Source organism: Rhodoferax sp. GW821-FHT07F03, assembly GCF_059418745.1.
This window is the reverse complement of the sequence record NZ_JBWKQM010000013.1, coordinates 83,178-106,619: the sequence shown is the minus strand read 5'-3', so window position 1 is coordinate 106,619 and position 23,442 is coordinate 83,178. Positions and strand designations below refer to the sequence as shown.

21 protein-coding genes and 1 pseudogene are annotated in these 23,442 nt (G+C 61.1%); 7 read left to right on the top strand and 15 right to left on the bottom strand.

What is annotated here, in order from left to right:
* The first annotated feature begins 16 nt into the window (after window positions 1-16).
* The 7 genes and pseudogenes from AC07R0_RS20255 to AC07R0_RS20225 form a co-directional block, all read left to right on the top strand.
* Window positions 17-967 (top strand): phosphoglycerate mutase, encoded by a 951-nt coding sequence (locus AC07R0_RS20255; RefSeq protein ID WP_495106182.1) that lies wholly within the window; start codon window positions 17-19, stop codon window positions 965-967.
* Window positions 964-2,688, top strand: coding sequence for a single-stranded-DNA-specific exonuclease RecJ (recJ, locus tag AC07R0_RS20250; RefSeq protein WP_495106181.1), 1,725 nt, complete (start codon window positions 964-966; stop codon window positions 2,686-2,688). The genes AC07R0_RS20255 and recJ overlap by 4 nt, the downstream gene beginning before the upstream one ends.
* A 183-nt stretch (window positions 2,689-2,871) precedes the next feature.
* Entirely contained in the window at window positions 2,872-3,621 is a 750-nt protein-coding gene (locus AC07R0_RS20245; RefSeq protein ID WP_495106180.1) for a helix-turn-helix transcriptional regulator, read from the top strand.
* Window positions 3,622-3,742: 121 nt separating this feature from the next.
* The gene (locus AC07R0_RS20240) at window positions 3,743-3,877 is read left to right on the top strand and encodes a hypothetical protein (protein ID WP_495106179.1); all 135 of its coding nucleotides are present in this window, start codon (window positions 3,743-3,745) and stop codon (window positions 3,875-3,877) included.
* Between the two features lie 75 nt (window positions 3,878-3,952).
* Entirely contained in the window at window positions 3,953-4,912 is a 960-nt protein-coding gene (locus AC07R0_RS20235) for a hypothetical protein (protein ID WP_495106178.1), read from the top strand.
* Window positions 4,913-5,050: 138 nt separating this feature from the next.
* Window positions 5,051-6,382: an MFS transporter gene (locus tag AC07R0_RS20230; RefSeq protein ID WP_495106177.1), complete on the top strand. Its 1,332-nt coding sequence runs from the start codon at window positions 5,051-5,053 to the stop codon at window positions 6,380-6,382.
* A gap of 160 nt (window positions 6,383-6,542) precedes the next feature.
* Window positions 6,543-6,818: pseudogene (locus tag AC07R0_RS20225) on the top strand (single-stranded-DNA-specific exonuclease RecJ); the annotation flags it as partial.
* A 178-nt stretch (window positions 6,819-6,996) separates the two neighbouring features.
* On the opposite strand, the gene AC07R0_RS20220 reads toward AC07R0_RS20225, so the two are convergent.
* The 15 genes from AC07R0_RS20220 to AC07R0_RS20150 form a co-directional block, all read right to left on the bottom strand.
* A complete protein-coding gene (locus tag AC07R0_RS20220; RefSeq protein WP_495106176.1) occupies window positions 6,997-7,473 on the bottom strand; it encodes a hypothetical protein in 477 nt (158 codons plus the stop codon).
* 219 nt (window positions 7,474-7,692) lie between these two features.
* Window positions 7,693-9,138, bottom strand: a complete 1,446-nt coding sequence (locus tag AC07R0_RS20215) for a family 43 glycosylhydrolase (protein WP_495106250.1) — start codon at window positions 9,136-9,138, stop codon at window positions 7,693-7,695.
* Between the two features lie 296 nt (window positions 9,139-9,434).
* Entirely contained in the window at window positions 9,435-10,769 is a 1,335-nt protein-coding gene (locus tag AC07R0_RS20210) for an NAD(P)/FAD-dependent oxidoreductase (RefSeq protein ID WP_495075217.1), read from the bottom strand.
* 46 nt (window positions 10,770-10,815) lie between these two features.
* Window positions 10,816-11,757 carry an NAD-dependent epimerase/dehydratase family protein gene (locus AC07R0_RS20205; protein WP_495106175.1) on the bottom strand — a complete coding sequence of 314 codons (942 nt, stop codon included), beginning with the start codon at window positions 11,755-11,757 and terminating at the stop codon, window positions 10,816-10,818.
* Window positions 11,757-12,755 carry a fumarylacetoacetate hydrolase family protein gene (locus tag AC07R0_RS20200; protein ID WP_495106174.1) on the bottom strand — a complete coding sequence of 333 codons (999 nt, stop codon included), beginning with the start codon at window positions 12,753-12,755 and terminating at the stop codon, window positions 11,757-11,759. The genes AC07R0_RS20205 and AC07R0_RS20200 overlap by 1 nt, the downstream gene beginning before the upstream one ends.
* Window positions 12,756-12,766: 11 nt before the next feature.
* Window positions 12,767-13,576 (bottom strand): cyclase family protein, encoded by an 810-nt coding sequence (locus tag AC07R0_RS20195; protein ID WP_495075214.1) that lies wholly within the window; start codon window positions 13,574-13,576, stop codon window positions 12,767-12,769.
* A gap of 109 nt (window positions 13,577-13,685) precedes the next feature.
* A complete protein-coding gene (locus AC07R0_RS20190) occupies window positions 13,686-14,273 on the bottom strand; it encodes a cupin domain-containing protein (protein ID WP_495106173.1) in 588 nt (195 codons plus the stop codon).
* A 14-nt stretch (window positions 14,274-14,287) separates the two neighbouring features.
* Window positions 14,288-15,415 (bottom strand): FAD-dependent oxidoreductase, encoded by a 1,128-nt coding sequence (locus AC07R0_RS20185; protein ID WP_495106172.1) that lies wholly within the window; start codon window positions 15,413-15,415, stop codon window positions 14,288-14,290.
* The gene (locus AC07R0_RS20180; RefSeq protein WP_495106171.1) at window positions 15,412-15,759 is read right to left on the bottom strand and encodes a Rieske (2Fe-2S) protein; all 348 of its coding nucleotides are present in this window, start codon (window positions 15,757-15,759) and stop codon (window positions 15,412-15,414) included. Before AC07R0_RS20180 ends, AC07R0_RS20185 begins: the two co-directional genes overlap by 4 nt.
* Window positions 15,760-15,770: 11 nt before the next feature.
* Window positions 15,771-16,715 carry a VOC family protein gene (locus AC07R0_RS20175; RefSeq protein WP_495106170.1) on the bottom strand — a complete coding sequence of 315 codons (945 nt, stop codon included), beginning with the start codon at window positions 16,713-16,715 and terminating at the stop codon, window positions 15,771-15,773.
* A gap of 33 nt (window positions 16,716-16,748) precedes the next feature.
* Window positions 16,749-17,579, bottom strand: coding sequence for an EthD domain-containing protein (locus AC07R0_RS20170; RefSeq protein ID WP_495106169.1), 831 nt, complete (start codon window positions 17,577-17,579; stop codon window positions 16,749-16,751).
* Window positions 17,580-17,627: 48 nt separating this feature from the next.
* Entirely contained in the window at window positions 17,628-18,785 is a 1,158-nt protein-coding gene (locus tag AC07R0_RS20165) for an alpha/beta hydrolase family protein (RefSeq protein ID WP_495106168.1), read from the bottom strand.
* A 22-nt stretch (window positions 18,786-18,807) separates the two neighbouring features.
* Entirely contained in the window at window positions 18,808-19,986 is a 1,179-nt protein-coding gene (locus AC07R0_RS20160) for an MFS transporter (protein WP_495106167.1), read from the bottom strand.
* Entirely contained in the window at window positions 19,983-22,370 is a 2,388-nt protein-coding gene (locus AC07R0_RS20155) for an efflux RND transporter permease subunit (RefSeq protein WP_495106249.1), read from the bottom strand. The genes AC07R0_RS20160 and AC07R0_RS20155 overlap by 4 nt, the downstream gene beginning before the upstream one ends.
* Window positions 22,370-23,437 carry a WD40/YVTN/BNR-like repeat-containing protein gene (locus tag AC07R0_RS20150; protein ID WP_495106166.1) on the bottom strand — a complete coding sequence of 356 codons (1,068 nt, stop codon included), beginning with the start codon at window positions 23,435-23,437 and terminating at the stop codon, window positions 22,370-22,372. The genes AC07R0_RS20155 and AC07R0_RS20150 overlap by 1 nt, the downstream gene beginning before the upstream one ends.
* Window positions 23,438-23,442 lie beyond the last annotated feature (5 nt).

The window sequence follows — 23,442 nt, the reverse complement described above, 5'->3', positions numbered from 1 at the left end:
CCGGGACAATAGCCCCATGTCTACCTCTCTCCATGTGTTGATCCCCCTCGCTGGCAGCGAGGCCGAGGGTTGCCGCCAAGCCCTGGCTACCCTGCGCCTGCCAAACCTGGAGCGCCTGCTGGCGCGCCTGACGCCGGCCGTGCTGGACAGCGGGCCGGACGACAGCCTGTCGCCCCCCCACGAACGCGCGCTGGCCCGCCACTACGGCCTGGGCGCCGCCGACGGTCAAATCCCCTGGGCCGCTTGGCAAGCGGGCACCGCGGCCGACGGCCATGCCTGGGCCTTCATCACCCCTTGCCACTGGCAGGTGATGACGGACCACATCACCATGCCCCACCCAGACAGCCTGGACCTGCAGGAGGCCGAATCCCGCGCCATCCTGGCCGCCGTGCGGCCCTTCTTTGAAGAAGACGGCATCCAGCTGGAATACGTCAGCCCGACGCGCTGGCTGGCGCACAGCGAGGTCTTCCGCGGCCTGGCCACAGCCTCGCTGGACCGCGTGGTCAGCGGCGTAGGCGCGCGCAACGTGGACGAATGGATGCCGCCCACCGCGCAAGCCGGCCCACTGCGCCGCCTGCAGAGCGAAATGCAGATGCTGCTCTACACCCATGCGGTGAACGACGCACGCACCGAGCGCGGGCTGGCGCCGATCAACTCCTTCTGGGTCAGCGGCGCTGGCGCCCTGCCCACCCCGCCGCCGCCAGCGGCCGCCCCGTGCATGCCACTGACCCTGCTGCAAGCCGCGCAGTACGAAGATTGGGCCGGCTGGGCCGCCGCCTGGCAGCAGATCGACGCCAACGCCTGCACCGAGCTGCTGGCCGCGCTGGACCAAGGCCACAAGGTGCAACTCACCCTGTGTGGCGAGCGCAATGCGCAGAGCTTCGAGGCCGCGCCGCGCAGTTTCATGCAAAAAATAACAAGCCTTTTAAGCCCCCAGCGCTTATATACCGTGCTAGAGGTGCTATGAAAATTACAGCACGCGACATTCCGCCGCGCGCCGTCTGGGCGCTGGAACAAGCCGGTGTACACCCGCTGCTGGCGCGCCTGTTCGCAGCCCGTGGCGTGGCCGACAAGGACGCGCTGGACGACGGCCTGGGCAAGCTGCTGCCGCCTTCCAGCATGCTGGGCACGCAGGCCGCGGCTGTGCTGCTGGCCGACGCGATTGCTGCAGATAAAAAGCTTTGCATCGTCGCCGACTACGACTGCGACGGCGCCACCGCCTGCGCCGTCGGCCTGCGTGGCCTGCGCCTGCTGGGCGCCAAGCACGCCACCTACATCGTGCCCGACCGCGTCACCGACGGCTACGGCCTGACGCCCAGCATCGCCCGCCGCGTCAAGGACAGCGGCGCCGACATGCTGGTCACGGTGGACAACGGCATTGCCAGCCTGGAAGGCGTGGCCGAGGCCAAGGCGCTAGGCCTGCAGGTGCTGGTGACCGACCACCATTTGCCGGCGCTGAAAGACGGCCAGATCGTGCTGCCCAACGCCGACGTGCTGGTGAACCCGAACCAACCCGGCTGCACGTTCGAGAGCAAGTCGATTGCCGGCGTCGGCGTGATGTTCTATGTGCTGCTGGCCTTGCGCGCCGAGCTGCGCCGCCGCAGCGTCTTCACCGCCGAGAACCAACCCAAGCTCGACCCGTTGCTGACCCTGGTAGCCCTCGGTACCGTGGCCGACGTGGTGAAGCTGGACGCGAACAACCGCCGCCTCGTGGCCCAAGGGCTGAAACGACTGCGCGCGCAGGCGCAGCCTGCGGGACTAGCTGCGTTATTTGTAGCAGCCGGCCGCCAGGCCAAGGTGGCCACCACCTTCGACTTCGGCTTTGCGCTGGGCCCGCGCATCAACGCCGCCGGGCGCCTGGCCGACATGACGCTGGGCATCGAATGCCTGCTGACCGACGACCCGGCACGCGCCACCGAACTCGCCACGACGCTGGACAAGATCAACCGCGAGCGCCGCGAAATCGAGGGCGGCATGCGCGACCAGGCCATGCTGGTGGCCGAGTCGTTGTTCGACGAATCCGAAGAGCCGCCGCCAGCGGTATGCGTGTTCGACCCCGACTTCCACGAAGGCGTGGTCGGCATCGTCGCATCCCGGCTGAAGGACAAACTGCACCGCCCCATCTTCGTCTTCGCCGCCAGCAAGGCGCCGGGCAAGGAGCATGAGCTCAAAGGCTCGGGCCGCTCCATCCCTGGCTTCCACCTGCGCGACGCACTCGACCTGGTGGCCAAGCGGCACCCGGGCGTGCTGCTGCGCTTTGGCGGCCATGCGATGGCTGCGGGCTGCACTGTGCACGAAGACAATCTCGAACAATTCGAGCAAGGCCTGCAGCAAGTGGCGCTGGAGTGGCTGGACGCCGCCACCTTGACCCGCCGCCTGGAAACCGACGGCCCGCTGGCGCCCGAATACCGGCGTGCCGAGCTGGTCGATGTGCTGCACAAGGAGGTCTGGGGCCAGGGCTTTGCGCCACCCACCTTCAGCGAAGAAGTCGAGGTGGTGTCGCAGCGCCTGGTCGGCGAAAAGCATTTGTCGCTGAAGCTCAAGCACCAGGGACAGCCAGTGGACGGCATCTGGTTCGGCCACACCGAGAGCCTGCCGGCACGGGTGACCCTGGCCTTCCGCCTCGACGTGAACGAATGGCAGGGCCAGCGGCGCGTGCAGTTTCTGGTTGAAGCCGCTGAAACTTAGAAGGTATGTTGGTTTCGCAAGAACGAACCCAACAATATTAGCTGCAAAAAATAGAACAAAAATGCATGAATCAGAGATAAGTATGCTTACTTTTTAGTACAAATATTATTCATTCAGAAACACCCCTCCCTGCTTGAACGCTCAGCATGCTCTGACCTTAACAGTCGCCAGGGAGGCACTTGAATGCAGCCAGAGCTTTTTGATCTTGTCAATTCAAAGCATGAACAGACCCTAGACAACGACGCCTATGGAGTACTGGACTTCAACACATTTCAAGCTTGGGCCAACGGACCGCTGAAAGCAGTGCTGCCCCACCGCGGCTTGCTTTGCGGACAATTGATTTCCCACTCGGGAGGCTACGCGGCTCTTCAAAGTTGGAGCATGAACGTACCTGAATCCTATTTGCAAACTATAAAGCGGCCCTGCAACAATATTCGCAGCCCATTGTTTGAACGATTTCTGCAGTCACAAGGACAACCACAGTTCTTTGATCCTGTACGAGACGCAGAGTGGGGTCACGCTCGCTCCAATTGGTATCACCACTACAAGCAAGCAGGATGGGGTAATTCGTTGGTCTTAGGACATTTGGAAGGAACAGCTGATGACGATTTATTCACCGTCGCCACCTTCTACAACGTGGCTCCTTGGGTTGAGCGATTCGCGCACTACTTGCAATGCAAGGTTATGCCTTCGTTACATATAGCCTTATGTAGTTGGTATCAAGCTGCTCAACCTGATGCTTTACCTAAGCTTACTAAAACTGAAGAATCTATAGCAGCATTGCTGGTTCAAGGTCAAACAACCAAAGAAATTGCCAAAGCACTTGGGAAAAGTGACCAAACCGTTAAAACCCAGCTAGGAGTATTGATGCGCAAGCTAAGGGTAAAAAGTCGCGCTGCAGTGGTGGGAATGCTAGCCGTTGCCCGCAAATAACACAGTCGCGACATGAAAACTTAACCAACTCACCCAAATGGGTGATTGAATACCTACCTATTAAGCTCCTACGATTGACTTACACGACATCAATTCCGAGTCGTGTTAATTGGAGATAAATATGTCAGATGAAATTATTGAAGCTACACCATCCGAGGTAGATGCTATTACCTTTGATGCATTAGATGAACTAATAGGCGAAATTTCTGTTTGTGTCAATGCCCCAGAGTGCTCGGACGGCAGCACCAATGGCTAAAATAGAAATTTAACGAAAAATGTATGCATGCATTTATTAATTTAAATGCGTGCATTAAATAAAAAGGCGATTAATATGAATTATCTTTCTCAAGAAATTTTTGAAGTTGCAAAATCAGTTGTTAGCACTGTAGAAAATTCTGTAAAAAAATTAAATTTTTCGAAATTTAATTTACCAGCACTATCCAACGACATCGCCATAGAAATTATCAGCCAAGAAATCGAAAATGATATAAAAAATATAATTAAGAATAGCAGAGAACAACTAAACACCCCAAAACAAGGGATCTCCATTATAGATATTCCATCACCCGAAAACGACAATCCAGTTTTCAACATATGGATCGGGGCATTAATTGCGTTAATTATAACAAAACAACTTTACCCCACTCGTCTCGATAAAAATACCGGGCTTCCATTCACACTATACAACGCCTCTGCTGAGGGGCAAAAATTGCTTGACAAGAATGGCATAAAATATTATAGCCCAGAACAAATACTAGGATTTCATACTGATGGAATTGTTCTTGAAGATGCTCTATGGTCACCAAAGTTTGTTTCGATATACAACATGCACCTAGCATATAAAAAACCAGGAAATTTTCACTGGATTCCATTTGCACTATGGAACGAATTTAGCGAGTGGAATGATCGACTTAGTAAAAAACGTTTTAAACTCGGAATTACTCCAATCACCTATAAAACTGCAGCCAATGATCTTGTAATTACAAGCAATGGAGAGTTTGACGTTGCTTTAATGATACAAACAGAAGGGGCCACAATTCCATTCTTTAACGGAGAAGTAAGTAGTTGCATCAGTGACCCTTTGTTTGATATAAATCATATTAAACACATGCATGAATCTCTGTCAAAAAATTCCACTCGCATATCCACGCCCATTAAGGCCCGCCGCCTATTCATTGTAAATAATTGGCTAGGGGCGCATGCCAGAGATATATTTGAAGAGCCATTAACCGGGGTTAAATACTCCAGATCGTTCTTTAGAGCAATGAGTTCAGAAATTATTTGCGCTTAAAGCTCGACAACTACGACCACCTGCATCACACAACCTGTCATTTTATGAAATTGAAATTTTTGATTAATTCAAACCAACTTCTCATTATTTTCAATTAACATGAAACAACTAACACACTCCTAATGATGCAGGATATTCATGTCAACTATTTCAATAGTTACTAAAAATACAGAAAAAATTGCCCATGATAGGACAACAATAATTATGTATTTTTTAGAAAAATCATCTACACACAAAACTTTTTACTACACAATAACTGTATTGAGTTCTATTGCGCTGGCCATTTATACAATCTCTCTAAGTTGGATAGTTTTAACCACAACAAATAAAGCTTCTTCAGTCGGCTTGTTTTATATGATTGCAAGCGCATCGAGTTTACTTTTAACTCCATTTTTTAGTCCACTTCTTACAAAAACATCTCACATAAAAAATATTATTTTAATTTCAGCGCTTGTGCGCAGTATAGCCCTCGCAATGCCTCTAATTTTTTTAGAGCTAAAAATAAATTCCGCACAAAGGGGCAATTTATTATTTACAGTAGCAATTCTTTTTGGCCCGGCAAACAGCTTATTTAGCTCAGCAATTGATGCATTAATGCTTAGAAATATAGAAAATACCAATAGAGCATTAATTACAAAAAGAACCGGACTTATTCGAATGGTCGCACTAGCTGCAGGCGCCAGTCTCGGGGGACTAGTTATTTCACTCAGCAAGAATGGGGCTGAAATCACAGCAATAATTTCAGCAGCTCTCGGATTAATAAGTGGGATTATTTGTTTAACTTCGAACGAAGCAAACAACATACACCCCTCAATACCTTTTAAAAAAGATGATTTTATAAAAAAACTCTTAGAAGGTTTTTTAATTATAAAAAGAAATCACAATTTAGCCTATTCAAGCATAATTTTGACATTATGTTTTTCCGTATCGCAAATGTCAAACTCCTTGCTGTCCCCTATAATAATTTCACAAAACAAATCAGCCGCTTATTTTGGATTTATATCCGGATCATGGTATGCAGGAGCCGTATTCACGGCAGCACTAATAAACATTAAATCATTCTCAAAAAAATCTATTTCTAAAGAGTTTTTTGTACTACTTCTGCTAGGATTTTTTTGTATTTTATTTTCACTGCTTACCTCGAAATCAATTCAAACAATTACATTTACACTAATGGGAGGGACATTTGCCTATTTACGAGTCCTATCCACCAGCAATATTGCACTATATACTCCAAACGATAAAATAGGACAAGTTCAAATAGCAAATTCCAATATTATAAGTTTTTTCTCCATAATTATTTACATAATACCAACCATTCTCCAAAAAATGTTGCCAACTTCAATATTTTTCGCCTGGGGATTAATCATCATGGCAGTTAGTTTATTTTTTTTGAAAAAAATATTATTTAACAGCTCAAATGAAATTAAATTTGAATTAAATAAAATATCACCCCACAACACAGACTAAGCAAGAAATAATGAATTTGGCACATGTTTATCTCCACCTTGCTATCAGTGAGACGAACCAAAGGTACTAGCAATCAGGTGTCTGGGTTGCAGAAAGATTTCAGAAAATGGCCGAAGATTATCGGCCTCTCAAAACTGACTACAAGCCGTTTTTTGACTACCGCGCCAAACTGATTGAGGGGCTGCACAAAAAGGTCTGGGGCCAGGGCTTTGCGCCACCCACCTTCAGCGAAGAAGTCGAGGTGGTTTCACAACGCCTGGTCGGCGAGAAGCATTTGTGACTGCAGCTCAAGCACCAGGGCCAGCCGGTGGACGGCATCTGGTTCGGCCACACCGAGAGCCTGCCAGCCCGGGTGACCCTGGCCTTCCGCCTGGATGTGAACGAGTGGCAGGGTCAGCGGCGCGTGCAGTTCCTGGTGGAAGGCGTGGAAGATTAGCCCCGGGAACTGGCGCGCGAGCCTGGCGTGGATACGCGCCATGGCAGCAAATCTGCAAGCCTTTTAGCCCACCGCGGCAATCTTTCCCTGCGCTAGCAGCTATTATTTCAATAGCATCAGATGGATACCGCCCTTATGTGCCTATAGCGGCGTGCGCCGGGTGTGCGGAGCAGTGCAACTACTGCACGCGCCCCTGCGGATCTGACCTTGGACGGCCCCGCGCCGGCGACTCGACCGAGGTCGCTGGCGAGAGCTCACCACGCGCCAACCTTTGCAGCAAGGCGCTGGCACGGTCTACTTCGTCCTGGGTGGCCCAGCGCGCGGCCTCGCGCTCACCATCGGCCGGCGAGCCTGCAACCGCCGGTGCGTCGGCGGAACGGCTCTCCAGAAAGCGCCGCAACTCCCGCTGCGCCTGGGCATCGCCCTGCTCCGCCAGCGCTTCCAGTTGACGAAGCCAGCGGGGCGCCTGCACCTGGGCAGCGTCGCAGCGCTCGGCGGAACGGGAGTCCGCCGGCTGCCCTGCCCGGGGGCAGCTGTTCAGCACATGCAGCAGCATTCCCATGGCCTGCACATTGCCATTGCTGGCAGCCTGCTCCGTAGGGTCCGGTGGTGGGGCAAGCGCTGGCTGTGACGCAATGGCGGATTCGCCGGGCATGGCGTCACACGCAGTGCCCCCGCCCGGACAAGACACTGGGGCCGAGGCCGTGCTAGCCATCAAGGGAGCACCCGCCCCCGAGGACGGCGCGAGCACCACCGGCTCCGGGCTCTGTGCTGAGTCAAACCCGTACCACAGCAAGCCCGCGCCCAAAACCGCCGCGCCCAGGATCCAAGCAGGCTTCACCCAGTGCCCCATCAACGCTATGGACTTGACGGCTTAGTTCACCCGCTCGAACAACCAGCGTTGGGGCGCCAGGTCGTTATTGGTCCATTGCTGTATGACAGCTCCATCGCTGAGGTCCCCATTCTTGAGATCCAGAGTCAGGCCGCTCTTCTGGTTTTGCACTTTGAAGTACTGGGTGTCGGTGGGGCTCAGCTTCCAGTGCTGGTTAGCGCCGCCATTGGCCACATACGACTTCACCAATGCTCCCGCCGCCGTGCTGCCGGCGAAAACGTCCGCAACATTGCCGTTGAAGCTGGTGGTGAACTGCACGAAGCCAGAGCCAGTGGGGTCGAGTGCCCAGAGCTGGTCCGTGTTGTTGAAGTTGGTCCAGTCCCATATAGCGGCCCCGTTAGCGGTTGCGGCACCGCGGTCGATGCTCATTACCTTGCCGCTTGCCTGGTTGCGGATGCGGTACAGAATGGTGGCCGTACCTTCGCCGGAAGGGCGAGTGACCGGAGTACCTGGCACCGTGGGCGCCCCCACCACCATGGTGTCGCCACTCCAGGTGAGCTTTTGGATGCGGGTGGTGCGCTGGTCCAGGCAGCCTTGTCCAGAAGCGGGGTTGGCGTGGTAGACGACCCAGTCCTCTGCTCCATCAGGCGACTTGACGAAAGCATGGTGGCCCGGGCCGAAGGCACCTGGGCCTTTTTGCAGAAACGGTGTCGCGTTCTTGGTCCAGTTGGATGCGACGCTCAGGTCTGCCCCCACATTGGCAGTCCATTCACCCAGCTTGTAGTCATCGGTCCAGCAGCCGCTGGCCGAAAAGGTCAGGTGCACTTTGCTGCCATGCACGATGAACTGCGGTCCTTCGTTCACTGGCGAGCCCGAGGTCTCCCATGCCAGCGTGGGCATGAAGACCGTGGTGCCGCGCACGCCAGGGACAATTGTTGTCGGATCGCTCATTTTTGCGATCACCACATGCTGGTCCTTGCCCGCGAACTCAGACCAGGCCATATACATTTGGCCGTTTACCGTGGTCACCGTCTGGTCAATCTGCCATCCGTCAAAAGTATCGTGGATCTTTTTCGGTGCGCTCCAGCTGCCGGTTGTCGGGTCGGCGCTGGTGTTGGTGATGACCCAGATCCGGTTGCTGCCAGTGTCATCGCCGGATGCCGAAAAGTACAAGTACCAAATGCCGTTGAAGTTGTAAATCTCTGGCGCCCAGACGTCCTGGGTGTAGCAGTTGTTGCCCGAGCATGTGCCGGTAGGCGGCGTCCAGACAGTTACCGTGGCTCCAGCGCCTATGCCGCTGAGCGTGCGCGATTTGGTGACTTGCAGATTCGTCTGGTGTGAACTCCAGCCCTGGGTGGTGTGCACGTAGTAATAGAAGCCATCGCTGTGCCGCATCACAAACGGATCGGCAGACGATGCATTAGTTGGACCTACGGGATTGATAAAGGTACTAGATGCCGCAACAGCCGGTGTGACCGGAACGAGCATGCACAACGCGGCAGGCAGGGCGAACGCAAGCCCTCGTAGGTAAGAACGAACCATTTCAATTTGTCTCCAATGTGGGCCATGCCTCGCGAGGGGCCAACCCGTTTTTTTACTTCCGTGCCGGCCTGCAGCATCGAGATGGCAGAACCGGCGTCAGCGCCTTTTGGCCCGCGAAGTGTAGAGGGGGTTGTCGAATTCGTGCCATGAAATTGCGCACGGTTGCGATAGCAAAAATATTTTTTAAGGAAGTGCGTCGCGACCGGCTCCATGGTCAAAACGCAGGCTTACCCCACGCCACTTCAATGCAGCTTGACGTGCGATTCGGTGCGGCGTGTAATGGCGCGGGTGAGGGTTTCCAGGGCCACCTTGGTCACGCCGTGCAGCGCCAGTTCATGCATCTTGTACAGCGAGGTGTACATCACGCGCGCCACCAGTCCGTCGATGAACAGGCTGCCTTCCATGAGCCCTCCCATCAAGCTACCCACGGCGCTGTAGTCCCCCAGCGACACCAGCGAGCCAAAGTCGCGGTAGTGGTAGGGCTGCAGCGGCTTGCGCGCCATACGGCGCTGGATCTGCTTGAACAGGTGCGATGCCTGCTGGTGCGCGGCCTGGGCGCGTGGCGGCACGAAGCCGTTCTTTTCGGGCCAGGGGCAGGCGGCGCAGTCGCCCATGGCGAAGATGTTTTCGTCGCGGGTGGTCACCAGGGTCTGGTGCACCGCCAGCTGGTTGATGCGGTTGGTTTCCAGGCCGTCGATGTCCTGCAGAAAGCCCGGCGCCTTGATACCGGCCGCCCAAACCAGCAGCTCGGCCGGAATCACCTCGCCGCTGGCTAGCTGCACGCTGTCGGCGGCCACGCCCGAGACCCGGGCCGAGGTGTGCACCTTGATGCCCAGGCCGTTCAGCAGGTCCAGCGCGCCGGCGGAAATGCGCGGCGACAGCGCGGGCAGGATGCGGTCGGCGGCTTCGATCAAATGCAGCTGGATGTCGCGCTCGGGGTCGATGCGGTCCAGGCCAAAGGCCACCACCTCGCGCGTGGTGCGGTGCAGCTGGGCCACCAGCTCCACGCCCGTGGCGCCGGCGCCAATCACCGCCACATGCAGCTGCGACGGACTCAGGGGCGTGGTCTGCGCATGGGCGCGGATGCAGGCGTCGAGCATGCGGCGGTGGAAGCGCTCGGCGTCGGCCAGGGTTTCCAGCTTCAGCGCATGCTGGTCCACACCGGGCGTGCCAAAGTCGTTGCTGCGGCTGCCCACGGCCATCACCAGGGTGTCGTAACCAAAGCTTTGCTGGCTGGTCACGGCCACGCCGTCTTCATCGATGAAGGGTGCCACGTGCACCAGCTTGTTGGCGCGGTCCAGGCCGTTCATCTCGCCCAGGCGGTAGTGGAAATGGTGCCAGTGCGCCTGGGCCAGGTAGTTCAGCTCATGCCGCCCCACATCCATGCTGCCGGCGGCGATCTCGTGCAGCTTGGGCTTCCACACATGGGTGCGGGCTCGGTCTATCAGCGTGATGTCGGCCAGGCCGCGACGCCCCAGTGCATTGCCCAGTGCGGTCGCCAGCTCCAGCCCGGCTGCCCCTCCGCCAACGATGAGAATGCGATGGACCGGTGTGCTGGAGGGAGTGGGTGTGCGCATCGGGAAATTCTACGTTGCACCGCAACAACTGCAAACTCCCATCTGGCTAGGGCGCCAACGCACGTACCACCAAGGCGTCTACGCTGCCGTCGTGCCGGAAACCCAGAGCCTGCGCCTGGGGGGTGTGAAGGGGTGGATATGCCGCAAACAAACGCTCGATCTGCGCATCTGGCGCATAACGCACCAAGGCCAGGCGGTCGACACCGTAGCGTGCAGCCAGCGCATCCACCACCTCGGCCACGGCCAGGTGCAGCGCGGGCATTTGGTAGACGCGGCGCGCATCCAGTCGGTCCGGGGCTATGCAGGCGGCCTGCAGCAGGTTGTCCACACAAGCCCCCACGGAAATCCACCAGGCCTGGCCCCGGGCAGACACGGGCACGGTGATGGGCTGGCCGGCCTGCAAACGCCAGAACAGCTGGCTCATGAAGGCCGACATCAGGCCGGCGCCTTCCCCCGGCCGGGCCACCACGCCGGGCACGCGCAGCGAGCAGCCCTGCACCCAGCCCAGTCGGGTGGCGTCAGCCACCAGGGCCTCGACCATCAGCTTGTGGGTGCCGTAGCTCAGCGCCGGTGCGGGCTGTGTGGCCTCGTCCACCACGGCGGGCAGATTCGCACCGTACACCGCCACGCTGCTGGCAAACACAAACCGCGCTGGCTTGGGTTGCACGCGCAGGTCTTCCAGCAGACCCAGGCTGGCGTCCAGGTTGATGCTGCGGCCCAAGGCATAGTTTTTTTCGGCCAAGCCACCGGGGCAACTAGCGAGGTGGAAAACCACATCCACCGGCTCGACCAGCGCGCGCTGGCGCAGTGCCGGGTCGGCAATGCTGCCCGCGAAGTGGGTCACGCGGGTATCGCTGGGTGGCTCGGCAAACGCCAGGTCCATCAAGACCAGCTGGTCCACCGGCTGGCCTGCCAGCCCGTCCATCAACAGCCGCTGGACCAGCGTATAGCCTACAAAACCGGCAGCGCCGGTGACGAGGATACGCATCAGCCGCCCCTGCCATGGGCCATCGGCACGACCTGCTGGTCTATGCTACCGAAGGGCCCGGCGCTGCCGTCTTCAAACAGCGCCTGCATGCGCACCCGCTCACCGAAGCGCATGAAGGACGTTCTGGCCGCGCCCTGGTCAATCATCTCGATCACGCGACGCTCCGCCAGGCATGCCGAACCGGCATCACGCGCCACGTTCGACACCGTGCCCGAACCGACGATGCAGCCCGCCGTCAGGCGCCGGGTACGCGCTGCATGGGCCACCAGCTCGCCGAAGCCAAAGCCCATTTCACCGCCATGCGGCTCACCAAAACGCTCACCGTTGCGCTCGACCTTGAGGCGCATCTGCACACGGCCATTCCGCCAGGCGGTGCCCAGCTCGTCCGGTGTCACGGCCACGGGTGCGAAGGCGGTAGACGGCTTGGCCTGCAGAAAGCCGAAGCCGGTCTTCATCTCGTGCGGCCCCAGCGCGCGCAGACTCCAGTCGTTGATCTGCACGACCAGGCGCACAGCGGCCAAGGCCTCGGCGGGCGTTGCGGCCATGGGCACAGCCCCCACCACCACGCCGAACTCGCCTTCGAAGTCGATGCCATCGGCCTCGCTGGGCAGCGGCACGTCCGCATGTGGTCCCAGGAAGTCGTCGCTGGCGCCCTGGTACATCACCGGCACGGTGTCGAACTGGGGAATCGGCGGCGTATTGAACGCCTTTTCCATCAGCCTGCCGTGGTTCAGAAACGCCGAAGCATCCAACCATTGCGGGCTGCGCGGCAAGGGTGCCAGGCACTGCTGTGGGTCGAAAGCGAAGGCGTCGGCAGCCTGCCCGGCGTTGAGCGCATCGCTGCGCGCCTGCAGGGCCGGCACGACGGCGTCCCAGCGCTGCAAGGCATCCAGCAGGCTGGGGGCGATGTCCTGCGCCTCGCAGGCCCAGCGCAAGTCGCGCGAAACGATGACGAGCCGGCCGTCCAGGCGGCCGTTGGGAAGTGTGGCAAATCGCATGGATGTCCTGTTCAGCGGGGCAAGGCCATCAGGCCATCGTCAAAAATCGCCACGGCTCGCGTCCAGCCGGCCGAGCCGCGCCGCACCTTGTGCGGGAAGCAGCTGACGTAGAAGCCGTGGCCCGGCAAGGCTTCCAGGTTGTGCAGCTTTTCCAGGTGGCAGTAGCCGATGTCGCGGCCGGCCTTGTGGCCTTCCCATATCAATGCCTTGTTGCCGGTTTCGGCAATCTTTTGGGCGGTATAGGAAAACGGCGCGTCCCAGCTCCAGGCGTCGGTGCCGGTCAGACGCACACCACGCTCCAGCAAATACATGGTGGCCTCGTACCCCATGCCGCAGCCGGCGGACACAAAGTCGTTATGACCGTAGCGCGAGCCGGCGCGGGTGTTGACCACCACGATGTCCAGCGGCGCCAGCGTGTGTCCTATGCGTGCGAGCTCGGCCTCCACATCGGCTGCGGTGGCCACGTAGCCGTCAGGGAAGTGGCGAAAGTCCAGCTTCACACCGGGCTGGAAGCACCATTCCAACGGCACCTCATCGATGGTGATGGAGGGCTTCTTCTCGCCGTTCTTTGCATCCATGGTCGAGTGGAAATGGTAGGGCGCGTCCAGGTGGGTGCCGCTGTGCGTGGTCATGGTCACCCATTCCGCCGCAGCGGCCTCTCCGTCCGGGTAGTCCTCGGCCGTGGTGCCGGGAATCATGGCCATGAACTCGGGCAGTGTGTCCTGGTGCTTCTGGTAGCTGATCTTGGGCGCCAGCGGGGGTGGGTCGGACAGCACCTCGTTTTCCAGGTAGATCGATAGGTCAATGAATTGGCGTGGCATATGTGAAATCCTCAATGGCCGTCTATGGTCAAAGTGAAGCGAAACTGGTGGAATCGTCTGGCGAAACGGGAAGAGTGAAAAAAAGTCCCAACCTGAAAAAAGCGACCTTTCAGTCACCCTTACGGGCCTGCAATGCCGCACGCAGCGCCGGCGTGTAGGCACCATCCACCAGCACAAACAGCATGCGGCACATACGGCCCGAGCGGTTGGCCCAGGCGTGGTTGGTGCCGCGCTGCACCACCACATCGCCCTGGCGCAGCAGGGTGGCGCTGTCGTCCAGCACCAGGGTCATCTCGCCATCCAACACCACGCCGTAGTCCACCGACTCGGTGCGGTGCATCAGCGGATGCGGTGAATCGGCCCGCACAGTCGAGGCACTGGCATCGCCAATCTGGGTAAAGGCGTCGTGCATCGCCGCAGCGCCGTGGGCCAGAAAGTCCTCGGTATCGGGCGGAATGTCCACGATACGTATGCGGGTGCCGGTCTGCGGAGGCGGCAGCACCAGCGCACCCAGCGTCGGGTCGGCTCCGTTGTCTATCGGCACGGGCGTGCTCTGGGTGGACCATATTTCGTGAAACACGGTGCCCGGGATCTTCTCGATAGCCACCACGGTGGGCAGCGGCCCGGCCTCGCTGACGATGGCCTTGCCCTGGGCGTCGTGCCCGGTCACGATGCGGCGGATGGGATGGAATGCCATGCTGTGCGCCACCATCAAATGGGCGCGGCCAGGGCCATCAGCGTCTCGCGCATGATGCGGCCATGCTCGGCCTTGTCGCCGCCGGTAATCTCGATCTCGCCCAGGCGCACCGAGTTCTCCACCACCATGCGGCAGCGTTCCCAGCGCCGTGCCTGGAAGCGCTCCAGCGCTGCGGCCACGCCAGTGTGGGTGGCCAGCTCGTCGGCCAGCACGATGGCATCTTCAATGCCAATGCAGGCACCCGAGGCCATGTGCGGCGTGGTGGCATGCACCGTGTCGCCAATCAACACCACCCGGTTCTGGTACCAGGGCTGGGGCATGAGCAGGCTTTCCAGCGGGCGGTAGACGATTTGCGCATCGGCATTGATCTGGGCGCGCACGCTTTGCATGAGCGGCGCTGGGAAAGGTGCCAGCAAGTCCGCCAGCATCTGCGGAAAGTGTTGTGCATCCAGGCGCTCGTTGGTTGCCCGGTCTTCGGTCACGAACAGGTACATCTCATCCTGCGACACGGCGTTCAGCCCGGTCTTGACCTTGGGGCCCAACCACATCATGGTGCGCTGCACCTCCGCAGGCCGGGGCAGCACGGCGCGCCACACACACTGGCCGCTGTACAGCGGCTGCGGCGCCGCCGGGAACAAGGTTGTGCGCACCTGGGAGTACAGGCCGTCCGCACCAATCACCAGGTCATAGCGTTGCTGGCTGCCATCGGTGAACTGCACGTCCACGCCGTCGGCGTCCTGCTGGATGGCAGTAAAGCTGCAGCCCAGCCGCACATGGGCACCGGATGCGCGGGTGGCCTCAGCCAGTATCTTGGCCAGTACCGGCCGCATGATGCCGCCGCCGCCCGGCACGTCCGAACCCGCCAGGCGCGGCGTGGGCAGGGAGCCAATCTGCTGCCCCGCAGGGGTAAACAAGTCCACGCCATCGGCCGCAAAGCCCTGGGCCAAAAACGCATCCAGCACGCCCAGCGTGCGAAAGGCGCGCAAGGTGGCGCCGCCCAGGCTGATGCCGGCGCCGTAGGAGCGCCAGCCGGGGTCGATCTCGACCAGGTCCACCGCGCAGCCCTGCTTACGCAACTGGATGGCCGCCGCCATGCCGGAGAAGCCCCCGCCTATGACCAAAATTTTGTGTGCTGCTGTCATTCTTGTATCTCCTTTTTATCTATCAATCTCACATAACCCTGGGCGTCTACGGCGTGGGCCACGGCCTGCAGCGACTGGCCCAAACAGGGCCCCAGAGTGCAGACCCCGGTATCCACGTCAAACAGCGCGCCGTGGGCAAAGCACACGATGGCATCGCCCGCATGGTTCAGGTACGCGTCCTTGCGCCAAGCCATGGGGCTGTTGGCATGCGGGCAGTTGTCGCGGTACACCCGCAACCCATCGCCGCAGCGCACCGCAAACAGCGTGTCCCGGCCCGTGTGCCCAGGGTCGAAGCCGCGCGATGTGCCCGGAGGCACATCGTCCAGATGGCACAACAGCGTCATGGGCCTGACCTTCAGTGCGCCGCGCCGGGTGGCGGGCCGCCGGATGGTGCCCACTTGTCGCGGTGCTGGAACAGGAATAGCTGGGACGCGTCCGCCCCCATGGGTGCCTCGCGGGCCAGCCAGTCTGCGTCGTGCAAGTCCATGTCGGCGTCGTACTCCACATGGCAGCCCAGCGGGCTATTGAAGTACCAGAACCAGTTGGAGCCAAACAGATGGCGCCCCGGTCCCCAGAAGGACTGGTAGCCCTTGTTGGCGAAACGGGTGCCGGCCAGCATCACCTCGGTGGGCCCGCCCATGTGGAAGGTGAAGTGCTCGCAGCCCTTCATGAACGGCGGCGTCTGGATCATGAACAGGGTGTGGTGGTCGGCCGTGCCGGCCGGGCGCAGGAATGGGCCCACGCCGGTAAAGCGGTCGGTGCAAACAAAGCCCAGGCGCTGGTAGAAAGCCTCGGCCTTGGCCGCGTCGGGCACGAAATACACCACGTGCGACAAGGAGCGCGGCAGGGCCAGCATGTCTGGCGTGACAGCGACCTGGTTGGCCGGGCGCTGTGGCGCGGCCCCGGGTGCGTTGACGGTTTCGGCTGGCAGCTGGATAGGCCGGCGCACGCTGACCTGGAATGCCAGCGCGAAACCCATATCGTCCACGGCCAGCACGCGGCCCTGGGCGTCGCGGCGCACCTCGCGGTCGCGGCCCAACTCGGCGGCGATCGCGTCCAGCGTCGCCGCGTTAGCCACGCCGTACACGGTCTCGCGCAGCATGCTGGCCGTGCCCATGGCGGGCGGCAGGCGCGGGTCGGCCTGATGGCGGACTTCCACGGCCGTGCCGTCCAGGGCCTCGAAACGGCCTCCTTCGGCGGTGACGCCCACCGGCGTCAGGCCGTAGTCGGTCAGGTACTGGATGCAAGCGTCTAAGTCGTCCACGCCAAAAACCAGTGCATCGGGTCCAATAATGTTCATACGTTGTTACCCAGTTCAAAAGTAAGAGAAAAATCAGCGCGCCCCGGCGTACAGCACGGCTTCGCTTGCCAGCAGGCCAAAGTGGCCGGATGCGGTAGCCAGGCCCTGGGCCACCAGCTTGTCGCGCACCCAGGCCTGCCACTGCGTCCACAGCGTGCGGGCGGCGGCCTCGTCGTCCAGCCAAAATTCGTCGATGCCATCCAGCGGGGCCGTCGTGCCGGGTTTGGCCATCACATCGTTTTGCACGTAGCGGCGCAGCTTGGCGGCCACGGGCCAGGTTTTCAGCTCCGCAGCGCCTTGCAGCCAGACTGCGCGGAATGCCCCGGCGTCGGTATCCGGCGCGCGCTGGATGCAGAAGAACAGCTTGCAGGCGCCGTCCAGCGGCGCGCGCGGGGCCAGCAACTCGCGCTCGCGCACCGTCAAGGGCACCACCGTGCTCTGGTCCACAAAGTTGTCTTCGTCACCCTTCAGGTTCTGAAGATAGAACGGCGTCTGCAGCGAACGCCCCAGCGCGGCAAAGTCCGGGAACCAGATTTGGGTCACGAAATCGCGGTTCAGCGCGAACGGGTCGTTGCCCGGTGCGCTCGCGCGGTACTGGCCGTCGAACACCGCGTTCTGCACATAGCGGCGCGGCGCATTCTGCGGGTCGGTGGCGATGTAGCGCAGCACCATCTCGCCATGCACACGGCGGATGTGCTGGCGGTGTTCCGCCAGGCTGGTGCCGGGCCGGCGGCGGCCCAGGATCATCAGCTTCAAGTCAAACGGCCCCGGGGCTGGCGCCGGCGACTGGCCATGGCCCGAAGCGGCCGCGCCCAGCGCCAGAGAAGCCAGCAGCAGGTGCCGCCGGTGGATCATTGCGTTCATTGAATACTCCTATTTTTATAGCTACTCGCGCTTTATCTACATGCGCAATCAAGCGGTTCGACCACCCAATGTTTCGGCCACCCAGTCGGCGATGTAGGCGCCGGCATTGGCACTGTTGTCGAAGCTGCTGTGCTGCACGCCGCCCTCGCGGTCGGTGAAGATCTTGAGTTCGCGTTTGGGGCTGTTCACCAACTGCTCGTAGGTACGGTGCGCCCACTTCAGCGGGATCTGCGAATCCTTTTCGCCATGGGTCACCAGGAACGGCACCTTGATGCGGTCCAGGATGCCGTCCAGGTGCACGTCCTGCGCAATGCGCATGAAGTCGTCGATGTCCTTGGCACCCCAGACCCAGCAGACATGCTTCCAGTAGTGCGGGACTGGCAGATTGCCCTCCTTGGCCAGGCGCTGGGCCTGCACGTCACGCCAGTCGTGGTTGGCACCCCAGACCACGCCCATGGCGAAGCGCGGCTCGAAGGCCACGGCACGCGGGCAGTAGTAGCCGCCCAGCGACACGCCTTCCATGCCTATGCGCTTGGCGTCCACGTCGGGCCGGGTTTCCAGCCAGTCCACCACGCGGCTGGCCCAGTGTTCGCTGTCAAAACGCGCGGTCAGCCCGCGCAGACGCAGCGCGTCGCCGGTGCCCGGCTGGTCGATGATCAGCGACGAAACGCCCCGCTTGGCCAGCCAGGCTGGCAGGCCCACCAGGTACTTCATCTCCTTGGTCGAGTCCAGGCCGTTGACCTGCAGCAGCAGGGGTGCCGGGCCGGATGTTTTTTCGGCGCGCACCAGCAAGCCGGACAGAAAGCTGTCGCCGTAGGGAATCTGCACCCGCTCGCAGTTGTCGCCAGCCAGCGCAATACCTTTGGTGAAAATTTCCTCGAAGCGCTGGTACAGCGCTACCCGCCCTGGCGCGCCGTGGGCTTGCAGCCGTTCGCAGGTCAGCAGGTAATTGGCCGCGCGTTTGTATTTCTCACCGGCGGAGAACATGCGGCCCGCGGCCTCGTCTTCCTCGGCCAGGCCGCACAGCTTCTCGGCCATGTTTTGCCAGGTCTCGCGGAAGGCTGCGGTGCCTGCGGCATCGGGTTGCTTGGCAGCCTCTTGCAAAGGCTTGCACATGACCTCGATTTCACCCATGCGTGCGCCCATCTCAATGGCCAGGTTGACCGACAGGTCCCAAACGTAATTGGTGGGGAAGTAACGGAACATAACTGCTTTCTCAGAGTAAAAATCAATGGACCGCTGCAGGCGCAGGTACAGCCTGCGCCGCGCCGGACGAAAGATGGGCCGCGCGCCGGTAGCACAGCCAGGACACGCTGCACACCAGCAGTGCGGCCAAGCCGATGGACGAGGTGCCAAAACCTGCCACCAGCACGCCTCCCACCACCGGGCCAATCGCCGCGCCGGTCATCAGCATGGCGGGCGTCAGGGCCACTGCGCGGCCACTGGCGTCGTTGCGCGACAGCCAGCCGAAGACAAAGGTGTGGGTGAAGATCATGGGCGTCACAAACAAGGCGGTAGCCACCGCATACAGCGCAAAACCACTGCCCCAGGCCAGCGCCATGGCCAGGCTGGCCTGCACCAGTACGCCGCCTGCGGCGGCGCTGAAAGCCGGCCAGCGCCGCTCGGTCAGCGCGGCCAGCACCGGTGGCAAGAGGTTGATGAAGCCCAGCACGACCAGCACCACCAGCACGCGGTCGCCAAAGCCCCGCTCGGTACCGATGCGCTCGGCAAAGCTGAACACCATGGACTGCGTGACGGCCATCAGCGTCAGACCGGCAATCGCCCACCAGACCGGTACGGCAATGGGCTGGACCTCGCGCGGCACCGGCTTGGCGCTGCCGTCCACCGCCGTGGGCCGAGGGAAAGCCAAGGCCGTGCCCAGCGTGGCGCAGGCCATCAAGGCCGCAAACATGGCAAACATTGCCACGCCGCCATGCTGCGTCACCATGCTCTGGGCCAGCCCGATGAACACGATGCCGGACACCCCCAGGCCGATGCTGACGATGGCAAACAAGCGGTGCGGCCGGGCGCTGCGGCCTATGGTGCCGTGCACGAAGGACAAACCCATGCCCGCGCCAAACCCGGCGACGGCATGCAGAGCCGTCATGGCGCCCACATGGGTGGTCTGGGTGATGGCTGCAAAAGCGGCAAACGCGATGGCATAGCCCAGTGGCGCGGCCCGCCAGGGCGCATGCCGGTGAAAGCGTGGCGCGAACACCAGGCTGGCCAGCACGGCCGCAGCCAGGTATGCCGTGACCATGGCACCGGCCTGCGGCGGGCTCAGCTGGTACTGGCCTATCAATGCGGAACCCACCCAGACGGGCAGCGCCACCAGGTCCACCATGCCGGCCACATGGGCCAGCAGCAGAATGGCCCGGCCCTGCCAATGCTCGGTATCTGTCTTCATGTGGTTGTCTCCGTGGCTGCCGTCTGCGCGGCGGGTTTGAGTAGAAAGTGGGCCAAGGCCGGCAACAGGATCAGCGCGCCCAGCATGTTCCAGAGGAACATGAAGGCCAGCAGCAAACCCATGTCGGCCTGGAACTTGATGGGGCTGGCCACCCAGGTGATCACGCCAATCGCCAGCGTCACGCCGGTCAGCATCACCACCTTGCCGGTGAACAGCAGCGCCTGGTAATAGGCCTGCGACAGGCTGGCGCCAGCACGCAGCTGGGCCAGGGTCACGCTGAGGATGTACAGCGCGTAGTCCACGCCTATGCCCACGCCCAAGGCAATCACCGGCAGCGTGGCCACCTTGACGCCCATGCCAAAGGCCACCATCAAAGCCTCGGCCAGAAACGAAGTCAGCACCAGCGGCAACACCGCCACCACCACCGCACGCCAGGAACGGAAGGTGATGAAGCACAGCAGCACCACGGCGCCATAGACCATCAGCAGCATCTGGTGCCAGGCCTGCTTGACAACGATATTGGTGGCCGCCTCGATGCCGGCATTGCCCGCTGCCAGCAGGAACTGCACGTCTGCCGTGTCGTTGTCCTTGGCAAAGGCTTCCACATGCTCGACCACACGGGTCAACGTGTCGGCCTTGTGGTCGCGCAGGTAGACGTACATGGTCAGCAGGCCGCAGCTGTCGTTGTACAGCCCACGCGGTGCGCCAGCGGTCACTGTGTTGAGCATGTCCTGGTTGTTCAGGAACTCGTACCACTTGGGGTTGCCCTCGCTCAACCCGGTCAGCACGCGGCGGTTCAGCAGCGCCAGGGTATTGGTGGACTCCACGCCGTCCAACTGGCGCAGCTGCCACTCCAGCGCGTCCACCTTGTTCAACGTCTCGTATTGGGAGCACTGGCCTTCGGGCGTTTTGACCATCACCGCCAGCACGTCGCTGCCTGCACCATAAGCGCTGTTGATGAAGGCCACGTCGCGGTTGTAGCGGCTGTCGGCGCGCAGCTCGGGAGCGCCCGGGTCCAGGTCGCCAATTTTCAGCTGCGAAGCTACGAGCGCACCTGCCACGCCCAGCAGCACGCCACCGACCACGGCCGCTGTCGCCCAGCGGCGCTGGGTAAAGCGGTCCAGCCATACCCACAGCGGGCTGCGGGCCGCGCCGCTGGCATCGCCGGCCTCAGCCCGCAGGCTGCGTTGCGCGGCAGCAGGGCTGACACCGGTGTAGCTGAGCAAAATCGGCAACAGGATCAGGTTGGTGAAGATCAGCGCCGCCACGCCGAGGCTGGCCGCCAGGGCCAGCTCGCGAATGGCCTGGATGTCAATCACCAGCAGCACCGCAAAGCCCACGGCGTCGGCCAGCAGCGCCGTCAGACCGGCCAGGAACAGGCGGCGAAAGGTAAAGCGCGCGGCCACCAGGCCGGGCATGCCACGGCCTATGTCCTGCATGATGCCGTTCATCTTCTGCGCGCCATGGCTCATGCCGATGGCAAACACCAGGAAAGGCACCAGGATGGAATACGGGTCCAGCTGCTGGCCCAGCAAGGGCAGCAGACCCAGCTGCCACACCACGGCCACCATGGACGCCGCCACCACCAGTGCGGTAGAGCGCACGCAGCGGGTGTAGGCAAACACCATCACGCTGGCAATTGCCACCGCCAGCGCAAAGAACACCAGCACCGCCTGCACGCCGGCTATCAGGTCGCCCACGATCTTGGCAAAGCCGGTGATGTGAACCTCCACGCCTTGTGCGCTGTACTTGGTACGCAGCACCTCCAGGCGTTGCGACAAGGCACGGTAGTCCATCGCATGGCCTTGTGCATCGCGCGCCAGCAGCGGCACAAACAGCACGCTGGAACGCCGGTCCAGCGCCACGGTCTGGCCGATCTCGCCCGAGCGCTCGATGTTCGCCTCCAGCCTCTGCAGGCTGGCCGCGCCACCGTCATAGCCGTCAGGAATCACCGGGCCGCCCTCCAGGCCGTCCTCGGTCACGCCGACCCAGCGGGTGGATGGCGTCCACAACGACTTCATGCCCACGCGGTCCACGCCAGGCATCAGGAACACCTCGTCGCTAATCTTGCGCAGGGTCTCCAGATAGGCTGCGTCGTAAATACTGCCCTTGGGGTTGGCCACCGCGATGCGTACGGCATTGCCCAGGCCGCGCAGTTCGTTCTGGTGCTGCAGGTAGTTCTGGATGTAGGGGTGGTGGCCGGGAATGGTCTTCTCGAAGCTGGCGTTCAGGTCCAGCCGGCTGGCCTGCCAACCCAGCAGCAGCGTGACCAGCGCACAGATACAAACTACCCACAGCCGGTTGTTGAACAGCAGCCGCTCAACCACTGAGCCAGACTGCACATCAAAGGCCGTCTGTGTAGACGGAAGGGGTTGGGGCGCCATCATGGTGCAGCCCCCGCAGCGACGGCCATTGCGCCACGTACTGTGAGCGCCAGCAGGCGGCCATCGGCCAGTGGCAATAGGCCTGCCGGCGACGGCAGCGCCGCGCCAGGCAACAGGCTCAAGACCCCACCACGCAAAGCAAACAGCTGCCCGCCCTGGTTGGCCAGTACAACCCCCTGCCCCGCACGCAATGCCGAGGCCGTGAAGGAAATTGGCGCGGCCGCCGCCAAGGCGGACCAGGTGGCGCCCGCATCCATGGAACGCCAGGCATTGCCGCGCAGTCCGGCCAGCACGATCTCGCCAGGGGCAGGCAGTTCGGCGGTAAAGAAGCTGCCGGCGTAGGGCGTGGTCAAGCGCGTGAAGTGCTGGCCCGCATCTTGTGATTGCAGTAACAGCCCTTGCTCGCCGGCAATCACCACCGTGCCACCCTGGGCGCGCACGGTGTACAGATGCAAGGCCTTGGGGTTGTCCAGTTGCTGACCCCAGGGCTTCCAGCTGCGGCCGCCGTCTTCGGTGATGAACGCCAGGTTGTAGGCGCCGACCACGATGCCGCGCCGCGCGTCAAAGAAATGCAGGTCCAGCAAGGGCTTGTCTGCGCCGTCGGCCACCAGGCGCTGGGCGTTCATTACCGCCGCCGCATCGCCACGGGCCTGGGCCTCGTCCAGCACCAACTGGGCCGCCTGCTTGCCGTCCAGCTGGCGCACCCAGGTTTCGCCACCGTCCACCGTAGCCAGCACCACGCCGCTGTGGCCCGTGGCCCAGCCATGCTGCGCGTCCACAAAGCGCACGGCGGTCAGGGTCACGCTGGTCGGTACCTGGGCCTGGCGCCAGTGGGCTGCGGCGTCGTCCGACAGCAGCACAATGCCGCGCTCGCCCACCGCCACCACCCGCGGGCCGGCCAAGGCCGCGCCCAGCAGCACCGCGTGTGCGGCCTGCGGGCTGGCCAGGGCAGGACGGTCCAGCGCACTACCCACCGGTGCCGCCCATACGGATGGCACAGCCAGTGTGGCGGCACACGCCAGCACGGCAGGTACCTGGCACGCGGCCTTCAAGCAAGTCAAAACCATGTTGT

Coding starts and splice junctions, on each gene's coding strand:
- AC07R0_RS20180 (WP_495106171.1), bottom strand. CDS start 15,759: ATGACGCTGTTGTGCCATCTGGACGATGTGCCTCCGGGCACATCGCGC.
- AC07R0_RS20210 (WP_495075217.1), bottom strand. CDS start 10,769: ATGCGCACACCCACTCCCTCCAGCACACCGGTCCATCGCATTCTCATC.
- AC07R0_RS20150 (WP_495106166.1), bottom strand. CDS start 23,437: ATGGTTTTGACTTGCTTGAAGGCCGCGTGCCAGGTACCTGCCGTGCTG.
- AC07R0_RS20255 (WP_495106182.1), top strand. CDS start 17: ATGTCTACCTCTCTCCATGTGTTGATCCCCCTCGCTGGCAGCGAGGCC.
- AC07R0_RS20195 (WP_495075214.1), bottom strand. CDS start 13,576: ATGCCACGCCAATTCATTGACCTATCGATCTACCTGGAAAACGAGGTG.
- AC07R0_RS20200 (WP_495106174.1), bottom strand. CDS start 12,755: ATGCGATTTGCCACACTTCCCAACGGCCGCCTGGACGGCCGGCTCGTC.
- AC07R0_RS20170 (WP_495106169.1), bottom strand. CDS start 17,579: ATGAACGCAATGATCCACCGGCGGCACCTGCTGCTGGCTTCTCTGGCG.
- AC07R0_RS20215 (WP_495106250.1), bottom strand. CDS start 9,138: ATGCTCGTTCCGGTCACACCGGCTGTTGCGGCATCTAGTACCTTTATC.
- AC07R0_RS20190 (WP_495106173.1), bottom strand. CDS start 14,273: ATGGCATTCCATCCCATCCGCCGCATCGTGACCGGGCACGACGCCCAG.
- AC07R0_RS20240 (WP_495106179.1), top strand. CDS start 3,743: ATGTCAGATGAAATTATTGAAGCTACACCATCCGAGGTAGATGCTATT.
- AC07R0_RS20165 (WP_495106168.1), bottom strand. CDS start 18,785: ATGTTCCGTTACTTCCCCACCAATTACGTTTGGGACCTGTCGGTCAAC.
- AC07R0_RS20175 (WP_495106170.1), bottom strand. CDS start 16,715: ATGAACATTATTGGACCCGATGCACTGGTTTTTGGCGTGGACGACTTA.
- AC07R0_RS20220 (WP_495106176.1), bottom strand. CDS start 7,473: ATGCCCGGCGAATCCGCCATTGCGTCACAGCCAGCGCTTGCCCCACCA.
- AC07R0_RS20185 (WP_495106172.1), bottom strand. CDS start 15,415: ATGACAGCAGCACACAAAATTTTGGTCATAGGCGGGGGCTTCTCCGGC.
- AC07R0_RS20230 (WP_495106177.1), top strand. CDS start 5,051: ATGTCAACTATTTCAATAGTTACTAAAAATACAGAAAAAATTGCCCAT.
- AC07R0_RS20160 (WP_495106167.1), bottom strand. CDS start 19,986: ATGAAGACAGATACCGAGCATTGGCAGGGCCGGGCCATTCTGCTGCTG.
- AC07R0_RS20205 (WP_495106175.1), bottom strand. CDS start 11,757: ATGCGTATCCTCGTCACCGGCGCTGCCGGTTTTGTAGGCTATACGCTG.
- AC07R0_RS20235 (WP_495106178.1), top strand. CDS start 3,953: ATGAATTATCTTTCTCAAGAAATTTTTGAAGTTGCAAAATCAGTTGTT.
- AC07R0_RS20245 (WP_495106180.1), top strand. CDS start 2,872: ATGCAGCCAGAGCTTTTTGATCTTGTCAATTCAAAGCATGAACAGACC.
- AC07R0_RS20155 (WP_495106249.1), bottom strand. CDS start 22,370: ATGGCGCCCCAACCCCTTCCGTCTACACAGACGGCCTTTGATGTGCAG.
- recJ (WP_495106181.1), top strand. CDS start 964: ATGAAAATTACAGCACGCGACATTCCGCCGCGCGCCGTCTGGGCGCTG.